Genomic DNA, 15,929 nt, shown 5'->3' with positions numbered 1-15,929 from the left:
TCTCCAGCTTGTCGCAGCTTGCGCGCCACACGTTCGGCGCGCCGACGAAAACGAAAAACAAACGAAAAAGCCGCCCGGCGCACGAAGCGCGGACGGCTTTTGCAGCTGCGCTGCACCCCGCGAGGGGCGAAGGCGCAAAGCGCCAATACGAAATTAACGCTTCGAGAACTGCTTGCGGCGACGTGCCTTGTGGAAACCGACCTTCTTACGTTCCACTTCACGTGCGTCACGGGTGACGAAGCCAGCTTGCGACAGTGCCGGCTTGAGCGTTGCGTCGTAGTCCATCAGCGCGCGCGTGATGCCGTGGCGAACTGCGCCGGCCTGGCCGGTTTCGCCGCCGCCCGTCACGTTCACCTTGATGTCGAACGTCGTGCCGTGGTTCGTGAGTTCCAGCGGTTGACGCACGATCATCAGCGACGTTTCGCGCGAGAAGTAGTCAGCGATGGGCTTGCCGTTGACGACGATTTCGCCCTTGCCCGACTTGATGAAGACACGAGCGACGGCGCTCTTGCGGCGGCCCGTACCGTAATTCCAGTTACCGATCATGTGGGCTCCCCTTAGATCTCGAGCGCCTTCGGCTGTTGCGCCGAATGCGGGTGCGTTGCGTCAGCGTAGACCTTCAGCTTCTTGATCATCGCGTAGCCGAGCGGGCCCTTCGGCAGCATGCCCTTGACGGCCTTCTCGAGCGCGCGGCCCGGGAAGCGTTCCTGCATCTTGCCGAACGTCGTTTCGTAGATACCGCCCGGGTAACCCGAGTGACGGTAGTACTTCTTGTCGGTGGTCTTGTTGCCCGTGACCTTCAGCTTGCCGGCGTTGATGATGATGATGAAATCACCAGTGTCGACGTGCGGGGTGAACTCAGGCTTGTGCTTGCCGCGAAGACGGCGTGCCACTTCGCTGGCGACACGGCCGAGAACCTTATCCGTCGCGTCAATCACGTACCATTCGCGCTGCACTTCATGTGCCTTGGCGGAAAAAGTCTTCATGATCGATCCAAAAAAAATGCTGTGCCCTGTTTTGGTCCTGCTTATATGGTGACGCTCGTTGACGTCGGCGCAGGCTCTCCCTGGTTCGAGTTTCCCCGTCTCCGCGCGGACATGGATGCGGAGAACCTACGATTATAAAGGGAAATTCAGTTGCGAGTCAAAAAATTGCTTGCGGCGCGTTACTGACGGGACAAGCCGAGGCGGCAGACGAAAAAAAGCCCGAACGCGTTTGTTCGGGCTTAATCCACTCTTTTGAGGAGGGTGGAGGAGACATGCTGAGGTGTCGTGAAGCACGACAACCAATGAGACGAATTATACGGACGGGCCTTGTGCAGCGCAAGGACATTTGCATTGCGAAATCTAACACCACAATGTGAAATCCAATCGAAACGACGTACCGGAAGAGAATTTCTTAAAAATCAGTGGGTTGAAAATCCTGCCCGCGAAAACCATCCAGGACAGCTAGAGCGAAACCCCTAATTGCGTCAGGGAAATCCGCCTTGTCCATAGGATGTCGCGACGCAACATTCAAGCACGTGGCATAAGGCGCGCGCCGCCGTGCCCCCCCGACATACCAGTAAGGCGCGGGCTACAATGCCGTCTGAATCAAGAAACCGCGCAGGGGCATACGCACATGGAATGCAAAGTTAGCTGGATGGGTCAGGACGGCATGGCGTTCGCAGCCGAAACGGGCAGCGGCCATCTCGTCAACATGGACGGCGCACCGGAAGGCGGCGGCCACAACCTCGCGCCGCGGCCGATGGAAATGGTGCTGCTCGGCACGGGCGGTTGCACGGCCTACGACGTAGTGCTGATCCTCAAGAAGAGCCGCCAGGAAGTGAGCGGCTGCAGCGTGACGCTCAAGGCCGAGCGCGCGAGCGAAGACCCCAAGGTCTTCACGAAGATCCACTTCCACTTCACCGTGACCGGCAAGAACCTGAACCCGGCCACCGTGGAGCGCGCGATCAACCTCTCGCACGACAAGTACTGCTCGGCGTCGATCATGATCGGCAAGACTGCCGAGATCACGCATACGTTCGAGATCGTCGCGGCTTAATATCGGCGGCAAAAGAAAAAGCCGGCGCGGTTCTGCGAAGAACCGCGCCGGCTTTTTGCATGAATGAGGCTGCAAAGCAGGCCGATAAGCCGGATTCTGTGCACACGCCGCGTCCGAAGACGCGCCGCGCGTGGCAGCCATTCCTCTAGGCGCGCCATTGCTGACGCGCTCAAGCTTCCTACCCGCAGACGGAATGGGGGCCCCATCCTGCATCCCGAAGATGCGCGCCTGCCTACTTGGAATTGCTCCGGGTGGAGGTTACCGTGCCGTCTACGTCACCGCAGACGCGGTGCGCTCTTACCGCACCGTTTCACCCTTACCTGATCCCGACCGAAATCGGGCCATCGGCGGTCTGTTCTCTGTTGCCCTGTTCCGCGTGTCGCCACGGATGGCCGTTAGCCATCACCCTGCCCTGTGGAGTCCGGACTTTCCTCGCCTCTTTGGCCGAAACCTCGGAGCCGCGACTGCCTGGCCTGCTTTGCGAGGCGCGATATTAGCACGGGCTGGCGCGCCGCGCCGGGGGCCGGATCGATTGCCGCCTGCCTGGCATTTAGCGAGTCCGGCGGCCGGCGCGAAAGACTGTGGTGTCGTCGTAGAACGACGGGTGCTCGTTTTGCGCCCACCAGCCCGGAATGCCGAGCACCGGCAGCGGCGCAAAGCTGCGCCCATTGAGCGCTTCATGCGTGGCATCGGCGGCGAGCGAGACGCTCACTGTCTCGTCCAGATACGCGTCGCGTTGCGCGCGCGGCCACGTGAAATACGCTTGCGGCACCTCGACCACCCAGGCGTGCGCCGTGCACGCCGCATAAGGCGAGATCATCTTTTCGAGCAGCGCATGGCCGAATACGCGGACTTCGCAGCGCGCCGCGCCGATCGTCTCCCCGAAAGCCGCTTCCCAGCCAGCGCGCTGCGCCACGAACAGCGTGCGCCAGTCGAAGCCGCGCAACGCCGCGACCAGCGGCGCATCCGATGAGGCAAAGAGCACCGCGTTCTCGTCGAACAGCGTGAGCGCGTCGCGCACGCCGCCGCGCGTGGGGCCCACGCCCAGCACGTCGATCGCCGCGGCCTGACGCGCGTTCAGCGTCGCCTTGATGCGCGGGAACGCGAACCAGGCGAGCGCATTGAAGAAGTCGTGGAGGTTGTGACGCGTCGGCACGCAGCCCGTCGCCGCGATATGCGCCTCATAGGCCGAGCCTTCGGGCAGGTCGTCCTGGGCGATGAAGCGCAGCGGCCGGCCGCGGCCCGTGCTTTGGGCGGCGACCAGCGCATCGGCGTTCAGTTCGGCCAGATACGCCGCGTATCCCACCAGCGCGGCCTGCTGCCAGCGCCGGCCGCGCGTTTCGTGTTGCGCGAACCACGGGCGCGCCCAGTCGATGTCGGTGAAACTGCCCAGCGGCATGGTCCGGCGCGGGGCGCGCGCGGGCATCGGTGCGCGCGCATCGACAGCCCCGGTCGGGCCGACCGTTGCGCCCGCAGCCACGCCCTGCCCCGCCTCGTTCAAGCGAGTTTCCAGCCGATCGTCTCGCCGCCGCGCAGCGGCACGACGGGCGTACCGCCGGCCTCGACTTCGGCGGGCAGCGTCCAGTTCTCGCGACGCAGCGTGACCGTTTCGGTCGCGCGCGGCAGGCCGTAGAAGTCCGCGCCGTAAAAGCTCGCGAAGCCCTCGAGCTTGTCGAGCGCGCCCGCATTGTCGAACGCTTCGGCGTACAACTCGAGCGCGTGCAGCGCCGTGTAGCAGCCCGCGCAGCCGCACGCGTGCTCTTTCAGGCCCTTCGGGTGCGGCGCGCTGTCGGTGCCGAGGAAGAAGCGATGATCGCCCGAGGTCGCCGCGTCCACGAGCGCCACGCGATGCGTCTCGCGCTTGAGCACGGGCAGGCAATAGTAATGCGGACGAATGCCGCCCTGGAAGATCGCGTTGCGGTTGTAGAGCAGATGATGCGCGGTGATCGTCGCGCCGAGTAGGCCGGGCGCGGCATGATCGGCGCGGATGTAGTCGACGGCGTCCTTCGTCGTGATGTGCTCGAACACCACCTTGAGACCCGGAAAATCGCGGCGCGTCGGAATCATCACGCGGTCGATGAAGACCTTCTCGCGGTCGAACAGGTCGATGTCGGCGCTCGTCACTTCACCGTGCACGAGCAGCGGCATGCCCACTTCCTGCATGACTTCGAGCGTCTTCGCACACTTGCGGATGTCGGTCACGCCGGCGTCCGAATTCGTCGTCGCGCCCGCCGGGTACAGCTTCACGCCGTGCACGAAGCCGCTCGCCTTCGCGCGGCGGATTTCCTCGGGCGGCGTGTTGTCGGTGAGATAGAGCGTCATCAGCGGTTCGAACGTCGAGCCCGCCGGCAGCGCCGCGAGAATGCGCTCGCGGTAGGCGGCGGCCTGCTCGGTCGTCGTGACCGGCGGCTTGAGGTTCGGCATGATGATCGCGCGGCCGAACTGGCGCGCCGTATGCGGCAGCACGGCCGCGAGCATCGCGCCGTCGCGCACGTGCAGGTGCCAGTCGTCGGGGCGGGCGAGCGTGAGAGTCGAGGGGGAAGAGGCGTTCATGGCAAGAGTCAGGCGCGGTAGTGAACCAACAGCGGTATGAATGAACGGCGGCAAGTTCGCTTGAAACACGCTCAGGCTGCCGGAAATTCCGGGCATATCACGGGGAAAAACGCGGCGACGATCGATGCCGATCCAACCTGTGCATTGCCCGCACCGTCGCGTACACACGACAATCCGCGCTGCATCGCCCCCGGCACGCGCCCTTCTATGCAGGTCTGCAATGCATCCGACAAATTTCGTATTGGCGACCCGCAGGCCGGTGATATGCTTGGAAAATCATCATTGTAACGGGTCGACGGCGGGTCCCGCCTACCACTGCAGCCGCCGCCTCAGCCGTCCCAGTCGCATTACGCACCATCAGCACCATGTGCCAACTTCTCGGAATGAATTGCGCCGCGCCGACGGACGTCACGTTCTCCTTCACAGGATTCGCGGCGCGCGGCGGCGCCACCGATCACCACGCCGACGGCTGGGGTATCGCGTTCTTCGAGGACAAGGCCTGCCGCCTCTTCATCGACAACGAGGCCTCGGCACGTTCGCCGATCGCCGAGATGGTCAAGCACTATCCCATCAAGTCGCGCAACACCATCGCCCACATCCGCAAGGCCACGCAGGGCAACTGCGCGCTCGAAAACAGTCATCCGTTCCAGCGCGAGCTGTGGGGCCGGCACTGGATCTTCGCGCACAACGGCGACCTTCAGGACTTCAATCCGGTGATGTCGGGCGTCTACCAACCGGTTGGCACGACCGATAGCGAGCGCGCGTTCTGTCTGCTGCTACAAGGCTTGCGCAAGGCGTTCCCCGGTGCGCAGCCGCCGCTCGCCGAGCTGTTCGCCGCGCTGGAGTCGCTCACGCGCGAGGTCACGCAGTTCGGTGTCTTCAACTTCCTGATGTCGAACGGCCAGGCGCTGTTCGCGCATTGTTCGACGCATCTCTACTATCTCGTGCGACGCTGGCCGTTCTCGACGGCCCATCTCGTCGATGCCGATGTCTCCATCGACTTCGCCAAGTACACGACGCCCGAGGACCGCGTGGCCGTGATCGCCACCGCGCCGCTCACCGACAACGAGGTCTGGACGCGCTTCGCTCCCGGCGACCTGCTGATGTTCCAGCACGGCGACGTGATCGCCAGGACAAGCGTGCCGGTGCCGCAAAAGGTGCTCGACAGGCTCGCCAACCCGTCGCTCGACGCGTCGGCCAGCGCACCGTGCGCCGGGCAGCCGCGCGAGATCGACCCGGAAGCGGTGGACGCACTGCAGACCTGGGGCGAGTAAGCCGGGCCACGCCCAAAACAAAAAAGCCGCGCATCATCGAGCGCGGCTTTTTTTTCGAAGCGTGTGAAGCCTCAGTGCAGGATCTTCGCCAGAAAGTCCTTCGCGCGATCCGACTTCGGGCTCGCAAAGAAGGCTTCCTTCTGGTCGTCTTCGACGATGGCGCCCTTGTCCATGAAGATCACGCGGTGCGCGACCTTCTTCGCAAAGCCCATTTCGTGCGTCACGCACATCATGGTCATGCCTTCCTGGGCCAGCTCCACCATCACGTCGAGCACCTCGTTGATCATCTCGGGGTCGAGCGCCGAAGTTGGCTCGTCGAACAACATGGCGATGGGGTCCATCGACAGCGCGCGTGCAATCGCCACGCGCTGCTGCTGGCCGCCCGAGAGCTGACCCGGGAACTTGTCGGCATGCGCACGCAGGCCCACGCGGTCGAGCAGTTTCAGGCCCTTTTGCGTGGCCTCGTCCTTGCCGCGGCCGAGCACCTTGATCTGCGCGAGCGTGAGATTCTCGGTAATCGACAGATGCGGGAACAGCTCGAAGTGCTGAAACACCATGCCCACCTTCGAGCGCAGCTTCGAGAGGTTGGTGCGTTTGTCGCCCACCGACTCGCCGTTCACGAGAATCTCGCCCTGCTGGAACGGTTCGAGCCCGTTGACGGTCTTGATGAGCGTGGACTTGCCCGAGCCCGAGGGCCCGCACACCACCACCACCTCGCCCTTCTTCACTTCCGTCGTGCAGTTGGTCAGCACCTGGAACTGGCCGTACCACTTCGAAACGTTCTTAATTGAAATCATCTTGCGACCTTTTTCTGAAGACCTTTCACGAGGCTCGACGCGATCACGCAAATCACGAAATAACACGCGCCCGCGAACAGTACCATCTCGACCATCGTCCCGTCACGGTCGCCGATATTGGTGGATGTGCGGAAGAAGTCGGCGAGGCTGATCACGTACACGAGCGAGGTGTCCTGAAACAGCACGATGGCCTGCGTAAGCAACAGCGGCACCATCGCGCGGAACGCCTGCGGCAGCACGACGTATTGCATGGCCCGGCCATAGCGCATGCCGAGCGCGAATGCAGCGTTCACCTGCCCGCGCGGCACCGCCTGAATGCCCGCACGAATGATCTCCGAATAATACGCGGCCTCGAACAGCGAGAACGCGATCATCGCGGACGCGAGGCGAATGTCGATGTCGGGCGACAGGCCCAGCACGTTTTGCAGCACCTGCGGCACGATCAGGAAGAACCACAGCAGGACCATCACGAGCGGGATCGAGCGGAAGACCGTGACGTAGCCCTTGGCGAACCATTCGAGCGGCTTCACGCTGGAAAGCCGCATGAGCGCGAGCAGCGTGCCCCAGAGAATGCCGACCACGATCGCGCACAGCGTGATCTTGAACGTGATGATCGCGCCCGTCCACAGCGTGGGCAGCGCGCCCGGAATGCCGCTCCAGTCGAAATGATGCATCACTTGCCTCCGATGTAGCCGGGCAGACGCGACTTCGCCTCGACCCAGCGCATGAGCGTCATGACGACGAGGTTGATGAGCACATAAGCGAGCGTGACGGCGATGAACGACTCATAGGTCTGCGCCGTGTAGTCGACGAGCTGACGCGCCTGGGCCGACAAATCGAGCAGGCCGATCGTCGAGGCGACCGCCGAGTTCTTGAAGATGTTGAGGAACTCCGAGGTGAGCGGCGGCACGATGATGCGGTACGCCACCGGCAGCAGCACATAGCGGTACGTCTGCCACTGCGTGAAGCCCATGGCGAGGCCGGCTGCGCGCTGGCCGCGCGGCAGCGCGTTGATGCCCGAGCGCACCTGTTCGCATACACGCGCCGCGGTAAAGAGCCCGAGACACACGACCGACGCCGAGAAGAACTGCACGCCCGGCGGCGATTGCTTGAACGCATTGCCTATCGATTGCGGCACGATTTCCGGCAGCACGAAGTACCAGATGAAGAACTGCGCGATAAGCGGAATATTGCGGAAGATCGCCACATAAACTGTGCCGACGCCCGCGAGAAACCTGTTCGGCACCGTGCGCAGCACGCCGAAGAACGACCCGACGATGAGCGCGATCACCCACGCGCACAGCGACACCGAGACCGTCACCCAGAGGCCGGAGAGGATCCAGCCGAGGTACGTGGTGGGTTCGCCCGTCGAGACCGGGCTGAGCAGAATGCCCCAGTTCCAGTGATAGGACATCAAGAGACTCCAAGAAAAAGAACGGAAGAAGCGGCGCTTCTTCCGTTCCGTGCTAAACGCTAAATGCGGGTCGAACGGCCGGGGCCGTGTTAATCGATCGCCTTGTCGTTCGGATTCTTGAACAGCGCTTTCATGTCCTCGCTCATCGGGAAGTTCAGGTTGAGACCCTTCGGCGGGATCGGCGACTCGAACCACTTCTTGTAGATCGTTTCGCCTTCGCCCGAGGTCTGGACCTTGGCGATGGCGTCGTCGGCGACCTTCTTGAACTCGGGGTCGTTCTTGCGCATCATGCAGCCGTACGCTTCACGCGACTGCGGCTGGCCGACGATCACGAAGTCGCCCGGATTGTTCGACTTGGCGCGCTCGCCCGCGAGCAGCGCGTCGTCCATCATGAACGCCACTGCGCGGCCCGTGGAGAGCGTCATGAACGACTCGCCGTGGTCCTTCGCGCTGATGATGTTCATGCCCATGCTCTTGTCCTGGTTCATCTTGCGCAGCAGGCGCTCGGACGTCGTGCCCGCCGTCGTCACGACGGTCTTGCCCTTGAGGTCGGCGAAGTCCTTGACGCCCGAATCCTTCTTTGTCATGAGGCGCGTGCCGATCACGAAGATCGTGTTCGAGAACGCGGCCTGCTGCTGACGTTCGGCATTGTTCGTGGTCGAGCCGCATTCGATGTCCACCGTGCCGTTCTGCACGAGCGGAATACGGTTCTGCGACGTGATGGGCACCATCTTGACCTTCAGGTTAGGCATGTTCAGCTTCTGCTTGACGGCCTCGACGATCTTCATCGCGTAGTCTTGCGAGTAGCCGATCACATTCTGCTTGTCGTCGTAGTACGAAAAAGGAATGGACGACTCGCGGTGCCCCAGCGAGATGACGCCCGTGTCCTTGATCTTCTTGAGCGTGCCCGCGTCCTGCGCGAAAGCGCTGGTGGCGACGCAACCAAGGAGTGCGAGCAGTGCGGCGGTCTTTTTCATTTGCATTGTTTTCTCCGGTACAAGAACCGCCGCCAGTTTATCAAAGTAATTTTTTTGAAAGCATCAAGAGTGACCCTGGCGCAACGCCTGAATGTGCGAAAGCGGACGCCCCCTTGTGGAGGACGTCCGCCTTCTATGCGCCTTGATGTGCAGCGCAAAAACCTGTCACGGTGCAGTCACGGTTTCGTCACTTCGCTGTGCGCCTTGCCTGGCGCCGCGTGCAGCGTCGCGACGCCTGCCGACCGGGTGCAATCAGGGATACAGACCACGCATTTCGCGCGCCATCAGGATGCGCTTACATGCCACGATGAACGCCGCGGTACGCATCGAGACCTTCTGCTCGCTCGACACTTGCCACACGGCCGTAAAGGCTTCGCGCATCACGCGTTCGAGACGTTCGTTAATTTCGTGCTCGGTCCAGAAGAAGCTCGAGAAGTCCTGCACCCACTCGAAGTACGAAACGGTCACGCCGCCCGCATTCGCCACCACGTCGGGGATCACGAGCACGCCCTTGTCGTGCAGGATGTCGTCGGCTGCCGTCGTGGTCGGGCCGTTCGCACCTTCCACGATGATCTTCGTGCGGATCTTGCCCGCGTTCTTCTCGGTGATCTGGTTTTCCAGCGCGGCCGGAATGAGAATGTCGGTTTCGACGGTCCAGAATTCGTCGTTCGCCATGACTTCAGCGCCTGAGAAGCCTGCCACGCCGCCCGTCTTGGCGACGTGCTCGAGCAGCGCTTCCGCGCTCATGCCGCTCGAGTTGTAGAGCGAGCCGGTATGGTCCTGCACGGCGACGATCTTCGAGCCGGCTTCCTGGAACAGGCGCGCGGCAATGCCGCCCACGTTGCCGAAGCCCTGCACGGCAATGCGTGCGCCGTCGATCGAAAGACCCGTGCGGCGCGCAGCCTCGCAGCCGACCACGAACACGCCGCGGCCCGTGGCTTCGCGACGGCCGAGCGAGCCGCCGAGCGAGATGGGCTTGCCCGTCACGACGCCCGTGGCCGTCTGGCCCTGGTTCATCGAGTAGGTGTCCATCATCCACGCCATGATCTGCTCGTTCGTATTGACGTCCGGCGCAGGAATGTCGGTGTTCGGTCCGATGATGATGCCGATTTCGCTGGTGTAGCGACGCGTCACGCGCTCGAGCTCGCCACGCGACAGCGTGCGCGGATCGACGCGGATACCGCCCTTCGCGCCGCCGTACGGCACGTTCACTGCAGCGTTCTTCACCGACATCCACGCGGACAGCGCCATTACTTCGGAGAGCGTAACGTCCTGGTGATAACGCACGCCGCCCTTGCCGGGACCACGCGAAACGTTGTGCTGGACACGATAGCCTTCGAAGTGCGCGACGGTGCCGTTATCGAGTTCGATGGGGCAGTCGACGATCAGGATACGCTTCGGACGCTTGAGCGTTTCGAGCCAGCGCGAGAGCGAGCCGAGATACGGCGCCACGCGGTCGACCTGACGAAGATAGTTGCCCCAGGGGCCGAGATCGTCGGCGTGGAGATAGGAAGGAACCGACTGCAGTTGGGATGACATGAACGCTCCGATCGAACAAGTGGTGCCATTGTCAGAAAACGCCCACGTGAAATCCAATGCCGTTTGATCATCCCGTTATGCTTTTCGTGCATAACATCCCCGAAGTCGAAAAAACGTGTCGCGCGGCTAGTGTTGAGGCCTTACAGACTGAAATAGCCTGACTGTTTGCGTGGCTGTTGTGTGTGTGTGCAGCTTGCGCTTCGTCAGCGCCTGCCCTGCGCAAGTTCCTCGCTGACCGCCTCCCACAGTTCGCGCACGAGCGCCTGGCGCGCATCGTCGCCCTGCGTCGCGAGCTTGTCGCGATAGAGCCGGATCTCCATGTCGAGCGTGAACTGGCCCTCCGGCACGCCGCGCGTGCCGCGGTCGAGGCGGATCAGTTCGCCCTGGGCCACGGCGTCTTCCACCGCGCTGAGCGGCAAGAAGGCGATGCCGTGACCCGCCAGCGTCATCGCCTTGAGGCCTTCCGCCATGTCCGTTTCGTACACGCGGTCCAGATAGAGCCGCGCCGGTGCGTTGGCAACGATCACCTCGGTCATGCGGCCGAGATACGCGTTCGGCGTATAGGAGAGATACGGTGCGGGCGCATCGGGCGTGCCGGGCAGCGTGTAACGCGCACGCCCCGCGCGCTGCGGCGCCGAGTACGGGCTGATCGACTCGATGCCGAGCGTCAGCGTGTCGTAGCGCGCGGGGTCGAGCGTGACGGGGTGGCTCGGGTGGTGATAGCCCATCACGAGGTCGCAGCCGCCTTCCACGAGTGACAGCACGGCGTCGTGCACGTTCAGCGCGCGCAGGCGCGTGTGGATGCGGCCGAGCTTCGCCTCGATGCGCTGCAGCCAGCGCGGAAAGTACGTGAGCGAAAGCGTATGCGGCACCGCGAACTCGATCGTCGCCGCGGGCGTGGCCGTGTGGCCGCGCAACAGGGTGCGCGCCTCGTGAAACTGCGAAAGCATCGCGAGCGCCTGCTCATAGAAGACCTGGCCCGCAGCCGTGAGGCGCGTCGGATAAACCGAACGATCGATCAACTCGGTGCCAAGCCACGCTTCGAGCGCCTGGATGCGGCGCGAGAAAGCCGGCTGCGTCACGTGGCGCAGTTCGGCCGAGCGACTGAAACTATGCGTCTCCGCGAGCGAAACGAAGTCTTCGAGCCATTTGAGTTCCATGCGGGGCCAGCGAGCGGATGAGAAGTCCGCATTCTAGGCCCGCGAGCGCACGCCTGGGCGCCCACAGGCGAATTTCGCGCGGCGCGCCGGGCGGGCGCCTTAGCGGGAAGCCCCGGAAAGCGCGGCTTCCAGTTCGGCGACCACGCCGCGCCAGTCGCCGAGCGTGGACTGGCGAAACACGCGCGCCGACGGATACCAGACCGAATCGGCGCGATCCTTGCCCCAGCGCCAGTCGGGCTGCGCGGCGAGCAGCACCCAAACGGGCTTGCCGAGCGCGCCGGCGAGGTGCGCGACCGACGTATCTACCGTGACGACGAGATCGAGCGTCTCGATGAGCGCCGCCGTGGCCGCGAAGTCGTGCAGATCGTCGCCTGGCGCATCCATCGGCCAGCGACCCGCGATCGCCTCCAGTTGCGCGGCCGCAGGGCCTTTCTGGAGCGCGAACCAGGCGTTGCCGGTGAGCGCGGCCAGTGGCAGAAGCGACTTGAGCGGCACGGAACGGAAAGCGTCGAAATGATGGCGCGGGTTGCCCGCCCAGACGAGCCCGATACGGCGCTGCGCGGCGCCGGCCAGTGCGTTCACGCGGGCGCGCCAGGCGGCGGCCCGCACAGGATCGGCGCGCATGTATGGCGTGTCGGCGTAGATCGGCCGGCCGGGAAACCTCAGCGGCAGGCTCATTACGTCGCACCAGTAGTCGTATTGCGAGGCGATGGCGCCGTCGCTCGGCGCGGCGTCGAGCACGCGTGCGACGCCGGGCACCGTCGCCGCGAGCGATGCCAGTTCCGGCGCGACCCACGCGTGAACCCGCGCGCCCATCTGCGCCAGCAGGCTCGCATAGCGCAGGAACTGGATCTGATCGCCCATGCCCTGCTCGCGGCAGATCAGGAAACGCTTGCCTCGCAGCGGCTCGCCCTGCCACTCCGGGCACGGCAGCTTGCGGTAGTTGGCTCTCGCGGTCGAGGTGAGCTTGCGGTTCTCGAAGAGCGGCCAGCCGCCGGCGTAGTCTTCGCGCCGCAGCATCAGCATGCCGAGTTGAAAGCGCGATTCCGGCAAGTCGGGGTTCAGCGCCAGTGCGCGGCGATAGCCGATCTCCGCTTCGTCGTAGCGCGCCAGCGCGGTCAGCGCGAAGGCCAGATTGTTGACGATGCCCGCCCCATCGGGCTTGAGTTCCGCGGCACGCCGGTAAAGCGGGATTGCCGCTTCGTAGCGGTGCATCGCGTCGTAGGCATAGCCGAGTTCGAAGAGCGCGAGCGCGTTGTCGGGCTCGCGCGCGATCACGGCCTCGAAGCAGGCGGCCGCGTCAGCGTGCTTCTCCATTGAGCGTAGCAGCCGGCCCATGTGGATTAACGTCTTCGGATCGCGGGGATCGAGCGCGGCGGCGGTGCGCAACTGCGCGAGTGCGGCGTCTTTTTCGCCGGTGGCTTCCAGCGCGCGCCCGAGGTTGAACGCGAAGTGGGCGGATTGCGGCTCCAGCGAACGCGCATGCCGATAATGCTGCGCCGCGCCCGCGAGATCGCTCAGTTCCATCAGCGCATTGCCGAGATTGTTGTGCGCGTTCGCGAAGCCGGGGGCGAGCCCCAGCGCCTTGCGCTGCAAGACGGCGGCGCCTGCATGGTCGCCAAGGCGGTGCGCGACCACGCCACGGTTGGCCAGATATTCGGCGCTGTCAGGCTTCTGCGCGAGCGCGCGATCCATCAGCGCGGCGGCATCCCGCAGTTGGCCGCGGCCGAGCGCGATCACGCCCAGATAGTGCAGTGCGCCGGGATCTTCGGGGTGCGCCGCGAGCGCGGACTGATAGTAACCGTGGGCGTCGTCGATCCGGCCCGCGCGGTGGCAAGCCAGGCCGGCTTCGACCAGGTCAGCGGCCTCGCCGGTAGCGAGAATGGGAGCATCGGGAGTCATGGCGGCAGGTATTTGATTAAACGCAAACTTTTGACGTGAGCGCACTCTATATCCGTCTCAAAACGTGCCATCTCGTTAACAGGCCGATACGACTGAATCCCTCGGGGTGCGTCCCAGGCCGGCGCTTTGCCGTTGCTGACAGCGTCGGCCTCGGCCACTGTCGGCAAGGTGATAAAATCTCGGGTTCCCGCGGTCTCGAATCCGACTGCAACCGACTGCCAACTGAGCGTAACGCGCCACGTTACGTCCCCATCATGTCCGACACTCGTCCCGATACCCTCTTCGCGCTCAACGCGCTCTCCCCGCTCGACGGCCGCTACGCCTCGAAAACCGAAGCGCTGCGCGACTGGCTCTCGGAAGCCGCGTTCATGCGCAACCGCGTGACCGTGGAAATCCACTGGCTGATCGCGCTCTCGCAGGCCGGTTTCGCGGAAGTGCCGCGCTTCTCGGCAGCCTCGGAGCAATTCCTGCTCAAGCTCGCCGAAAACTTCACGGCGCACGACGCCGCGCGCATCAAGGACATCGAGCGCGTGACGAACCACGACGTGAAGGCCGTGGAGTACTGGCTCAAGGAGTCGGTGAAGGGTCAGCCGGAACTGGAGCGCGCAAGCGAGTTCATCCACTTCGCCTGCACCTCGGAAGACATCAACAACACGTCGCACGGCCTGATGCTCGCGGGCGCACGCGAGCACGTGATCCTGCCGGCGCTGCGCTCGGTGCATCAGCGTCTCGTCGCGCTCGCGCACACGCACGCCGAGCAGCCGATGCTCTCGCGCACGCACGGCCAGCCGGCCAGTCCCACGACGCTCGGCAAGGAAATCGCCAACGTCGCGGCGCGTCTCGCGCGTGCGATCCAGCGCATCGAGAAGGTCGAACTGCTCGGCAAGATGAATGGCGCGGTCGGCAACTTCAACGCGCATCTCTCGGCGTATCCGGAATTCGACTGGGAAGCCTTCTCGAAGGAAGTCGTCGAGCAGCGCCTGAAGCTCACGTTCAACCCGTACACGATCCAGATCGAGCCGCACGACTACATGGCGGAACTGTTCGACGCCGTCGCGCGCGCGAACACGATCCTGCTCGACCTCGACCGCGACGTCTGGGGCTATATCTCGCTCGGCTACTTCAAGCAGAAGACGAAGGCCGGCGAAATCGGCTCGTCGACCATGCCGCACAAGGTCAACCCGATCGACTTCGAAAACTCGGAAGGCAACCTCGGCCTCGCGAACGCCACGCTGCGCCACCTCGCCGACAAGCTGCCCGTCTCGCGCTGGCAGCGCGACCTCACCGACTCGACGGTGCTGCGCAACATCGGCGTCGCATTCGGCTATTCGCTGCTCGCGTACGACGCGCTGATCCGCGGTCTGGACAAGCTCGAAGTGAACCCGCAGCGCCTGAACGACGACCTCGACGCCACGTGGGAAGTGCTGGCCGAGCCGGTGCAGACGGTCATGCGCCGCTACGGCATCGAGAACCCATACGAGCAGTTGAAGGAACTCACGCGCGGCAAGGGCATTACGCGCGAAGCGCTGCAGACGTTCGTGAACGGTCTGGCGATTCCTGAGGACGCGAAGAAGCGTCTGCTGGAGATGACGCCTGCGTCGTACGTCGGCAAGGCGGCGGAACTGGCGAAGCGCATTTCGTAATCGCGACATCGCAAGGCCATAAAAAAAGCGCTCGATCGAATCGAGCGCTTTTTCGTTTACCGCCGCACGATCGCATGATCGTGCATAGCCGCGAGATCAGGATGCCTGATTGCCGCGCGTTTGCATCTGCTTCATCACCTCGTCGACGATCTGCTCGGGCGTGAGCTCGATGCTGACCTCGATCGCCTCGTCCGCGCCCGGCTCTTCGAGCGTGTCGAGCTGGCTTTGCAGCAGCGACGGGTCGAAGAAGTGTCCGGTACGCGAAGCGAGGCGCTCGTGCAGCACTTCGAACGAGCCCTTCAGGTAGACGAAGCACACGTCATGGTCGTTGCCGCGCAAGACGTCGCGATACGAGCGCTTGAGCGACGAGCAGGTGAACACGGCCGTTTCGTGGGCGCGCTGCTTCTCCTCGATCGCCGCGCGAATCGTACGCAGCCATGGCCAGCGGTCGTCGTCGGTGAGGGGAATGCCGTCGTGCATCTTCTTCTTGTTGGCTTCGCTGTGGAAGGCGTCGCCGTCGGTGAAGGTGCACTTGAGGCGCTCGGCGAGCAATTCGCCGATGCGTGTCTTGCCTGCGCCCGACACGCCCATCGCTATCAAAATCATTTACTGCTCCTGTCGAACGGA

16 protein-coding genes and 1 other RNA gene are annotated in these 15,929 nt (G+C 63.9%); 4 read left to right on the top strand and 13 right to left on the bottom strand.

Going from position 1 to position 15,929, the window contains the following annotated elements:
- Positions 1–153: 153 nt before the first annotated feature.
- The gene (rpsI, locus tag AB3X99_RS09505) at positions 154–546 is read right to left on the bottom strand and encodes a 30S ribosomal protein S9 (RefSeq protein WP_028209425.1); all 393 of its coding nucleotides are present in this window, start codon (positions 544–546) and stop codon (positions 154–156) included.
- 11 nt (positions 547–557) lie between these two features.
- Positions 558–986, bottom strand: coding sequence for a 50S ribosomal protein L13 (gene rplM / locus AB3X99_RS09500; RefSeq protein WP_027795838.1), 429 nt, complete (start codon positions 984–986; stop codon positions 558–560).
- 634 nt (positions 987–1,620) lie between these two features.
- Between rplM and AB3X99_RS09495 the strand changes: the two genes are divergently transcribed.
- Entirely contained in the window at positions 1,621–2,043 is a 423-nt protein-coding gene (locus AB3X99_RS09495) for an OsmC family protein (RefSeq protein WP_027795839.1), read from the top strand.
- 69 nt (positions 2,044–2,112) lie between these two features.
- Here the strand turns inward: AB3X99_RS09495 and rnpB are convergent.
- The 3 genes from rnpB to pyrC form a co-directional block, all read right to left on the bottom strand.
- Positions 2,113–2,523: RNase P RNA component class A (gene rnpB / locus AB3X99_RS09490), an RNA gene on the bottom strand.
- A 70-nt stretch (positions 2,524–2,593) separates the two neighbouring features.
- Entirely contained in the window at positions 2,594–3,469 is an 876-nt protein-coding gene (locus tag AB3X99_RS09485; RefSeq protein ID WP_368617037.1) for a DUF3025 domain-containing protein, read from the bottom strand.
- A gap of 71 nt (positions 3,470–3,540) precedes the next feature.
- Positions 3,541–4,596 carry a dihydroorotase gene (gene pyrC / locus AB3X99_RS09480; protein ID WP_368616748.1) on the bottom strand — a complete coding sequence of 352 codons (1,056 nt, stop codon included), beginning with the start codon at positions 4,594–4,596 and terminating at the stop codon, positions 3,541–3,543.
- Between the two features lie 36 nt (positions 4,597–4,632).
- On the opposite strand from pyrC, the gene AB3X99_RS09475 reads away from it, so the two are divergent.
- Both AB3X99_RS09475 and AB3X99_RS09470 read left to right on the top strand, forming a co-directional pair.
- Positions 4,633–4,884, top strand: a complete 252-nt coding sequence (locus tag AB3X99_RS09475; protein WP_368616747.1) for a hypothetical protein — start codon at positions 4,633–4,635, stop codon at positions 4,882–4,884.
- 77 nt (positions 4,885–4,961) lie between these two features.
- A complete protein-coding gene (locus AB3X99_RS09470; RefSeq protein ID WP_368616746.1) occupies positions 4,962–5,870 on the top strand; it encodes a class II glutamine amidotransferase in 909 nt (302 codons plus the stop codon).
- A gap of 71 nt (positions 5,871–5,941) precedes the next feature.
- On the opposite strand, the gene AB3X99_RS09465 is transcribed toward AB3X99_RS09470, so the two are convergent.
- The 7 genes from AB3X99_RS09465 to AB3X99_RS09435 form a co-directional block, all read right to left on the bottom strand.
- Positions 5,942–6,667 (bottom strand): amino acid ABC transporter ATP-binding protein, encoded by a 726-nt coding sequence (locus AB3X99_RS09465; RefSeq protein WP_368616745.1) that lies wholly within the window; start codon positions 6,665–6,667, stop codon positions 5,942–5,944.
- Positions 6,664–7,341 (bottom strand): glutamate/aspartate ABC transporter permease GltK, encoded by a 678-nt coding sequence (gene gltK, locus AB3X99_RS09460; RefSeq protein ID WP_069268438.1) that lies wholly within the window; start codon positions 7,339–7,341, stop codon positions 6,664–6,666. Before gltK ends, AB3X99_RS09465 begins: the two co-directional genes overlap by 4 nt.
- Positions 7,341–8,081 carry an amino acid ABC transporter permease gene (locus AB3X99_RS09455; protein ID WP_069268437.1) on the bottom strand — a complete coding sequence of 247 codons (741 nt, stop codon included), beginning with the start codon at positions 8,079–8,081 and terminating at the stop codon, positions 7,341–7,343. The genes gltK and AB3X99_RS09455 overlap by 1 nt, the downstream gene beginning before the upstream one ends.
- Before the next feature lie 89 nt (positions 8,082–8,170).
- Positions 8,171–9,064, bottom strand: a complete 894-nt coding sequence (locus tag AB3X99_RS09450; RefSeq protein ID WP_069268436.1) for a glutamate/aspartate ABC transporter substrate-binding protein — start codon at positions 9,062–9,064, stop codon at positions 8,171–8,173.
- Positions 9,065–9,310: 246 nt separating this feature from the next.
- A complete protein-coding gene (locus AB3X99_RS09445) occupies positions 9,311–10,597 on the bottom strand; it encodes a Glu/Leu/Phe/Val dehydrogenase (RefSeq protein WP_324140937.1) in 1,287 nt (428 codons plus the stop codon).
- Between the two features lie 203 nt (positions 10,598–10,800).
- Positions 10,801–11,757 (bottom strand): LysR family transcriptional regulator, encoded by a 957-nt coding sequence (locus AB3X99_RS09440; RefSeq protein ID WP_368616744.1) that lies wholly within the window; start codon positions 11,755–11,757, stop codon positions 10,801–10,803.
- Between the two features lie 99 nt (positions 11,758–11,856).
- Positions 11,857–13,659: a tetratricopeptide repeat protein gene (locus tag AB3X99_RS09435; protein WP_368616743.1), complete on the bottom strand. Its 1,803-nt coding sequence runs from the start codon at positions 13,657–13,659 to the stop codon at positions 11,857–11,859.
- Positions 13,660–13,913: 254 nt separating this feature from the next.
- Here AB3X99_RS09435 and purB point away from each other — a divergent pair, with 254 nt between their 5' ends.
- On the top strand, positions 13,914–15,302 hold the full coding sequence (gene purB / locus AB3X99_RS09430) for an adenylosuccinate lyase (RefSeq protein ID WP_342947643.1): 1,389 nt from the start codon (positions 13,914–13,916) through the stop codon (positions 15,300–15,302).
- Between the two features lie 96 nt (positions 15,303–15,398).
- Here the strand turns inward: purB and AB3X99_RS09425 are convergent, their stop codons facing one another.
- The gene (locus AB3X99_RS09425) at positions 15,399–15,908 is read right to left on the bottom strand and encodes a gluconokinase (RefSeq protein WP_069268432.1); all 510 of its coding nucleotides are present in this window, start codon (positions 15,906–15,908) and stop codon (positions 15,399–15,401) included.
- Positions 15,909–15,929 lie beyond the last annotated feature (21 nt).

Origin of the sequence: Paraburkholderia sp. BR10882, assembly GCF_040948855.1 — a bacterium.
GTDB lineage: Bacteria > Pseudomonadota > Gammaproteobacteria > Burkholderiales > Burkholderiaceae > Paraburkholderia > Paraburkholderia nodosa_A.
The sequence above is the reverse complement of the archived record's forward strand: the minus strand, read 5'-3'. Positions and strand labels throughout refer to the sequence as shown.

Bases quoted from the DNA above. Each gene is read 5' to 3' on its own strand.
- rpsI (WP_028209425.1), bottom strand. From the start codon at position 546: ATGATCGGTAACTGGAATTACGGTACGGGCCGCCGCAAGAGCGCCGTC.
- rplM (WP_027795838.1), bottom strand. From the start codon at position 986: ATGAAGACTTTTTCCGCCAAGGCACATGAAGTGCAGCGCGAATGGTAC.
- AB3X99_RS09495 (WP_027795839.1), top strand. From the start codon at position 1,621: ATGGAATGCAAAGTTAGCTGGATGGGTCAGGACGGCATGGCGTTCGCA.
- AB3X99_RS09485 (WP_368617037.1), bottom strand. From the start codon at position 3,469: ATGCCCGCGCGCGCCCCGCGCCGGACCATGCCGCTGGGCAGTTTCACC.
- pyrC (WP_368616748.1), bottom strand. From the start codon at position 4,596: ATGAACGCCTCTTCCCCCTCGACTCTCACGCTCGCCCGCCCCGACGAC.
- AB3X99_RS09475 (WP_368616747.1), top strand. From the start codon at position 4,633: ATGAATGAACGGCGGCAAGTTCGCTTGAAACACGCTCAGGCTGCCGGA.
- AB3X99_RS09470 (WP_368616746.1), top strand. From the start codon at position 4,962: ATGTGCCAACTTCTCGGAATGAATTGCGCCGCGCCGACGGACGTCACG.
- AB3X99_RS09465 (WP_368616745.1), bottom strand. From the start codon at position 6,667: ATGATTTCAATTAAGAACGTTTCGAAGTGGTACGGCCAGTTCCAGGTG.
- gltK (WP_069268438.1), bottom strand. From the start codon at position 7,341: ATGCATCATTTCGACTGGAGCGGCATTCCGGGCGCGCTGCCCACGCTG.
- AB3X99_RS09455 (WP_069268437.1), bottom strand. From the start codon at position 8,081: ATGTCCTATCACTGGAACTGGGGCATTCTGCTCAGCCCGGTCTCGACG.
- AB3X99_RS09450 (WP_069268436.1), bottom strand. From the start codon at position 9,064: ATGCAAATGAAAAAGACCGCCGCACTGCTCGCACTCCTTGGTTGCGTC.
- AB3X99_RS09445 (WP_324140937.1), bottom strand. From the start codon at position 10,597: ATGTCATCCCAACTGCAGTCGGTTCCTTCCTATCTCCACGCCGACGAT.
- AB3X99_RS09440 (WP_368616744.1), bottom strand. From the start codon at position 11,757: ATGGAACTCAAATGGCTCGAAGACTTCGTTTCGCTCGCGGAGACGCAT.
- AB3X99_RS09435 (WP_368616743.1), bottom strand. From the start codon at position 13,659: ATGACTCCCGATGCTCCCATTCTCGCTACCGGCGAGGCCGCTGACCTG.
- purB (WP_342947643.1), top strand. From the start codon at position 13,914: ATGTCCGACACTCGTCCCGATACCCTCTTCGCGCTCAACGCGCTCTCC.
- AB3X99_RS09425 (WP_069268432.1), bottom strand. From the start codon at position 15,908: ATGATTTTGATAGCGATGGGCGTGTCGGGCGCAGGCAAGACACGCATC.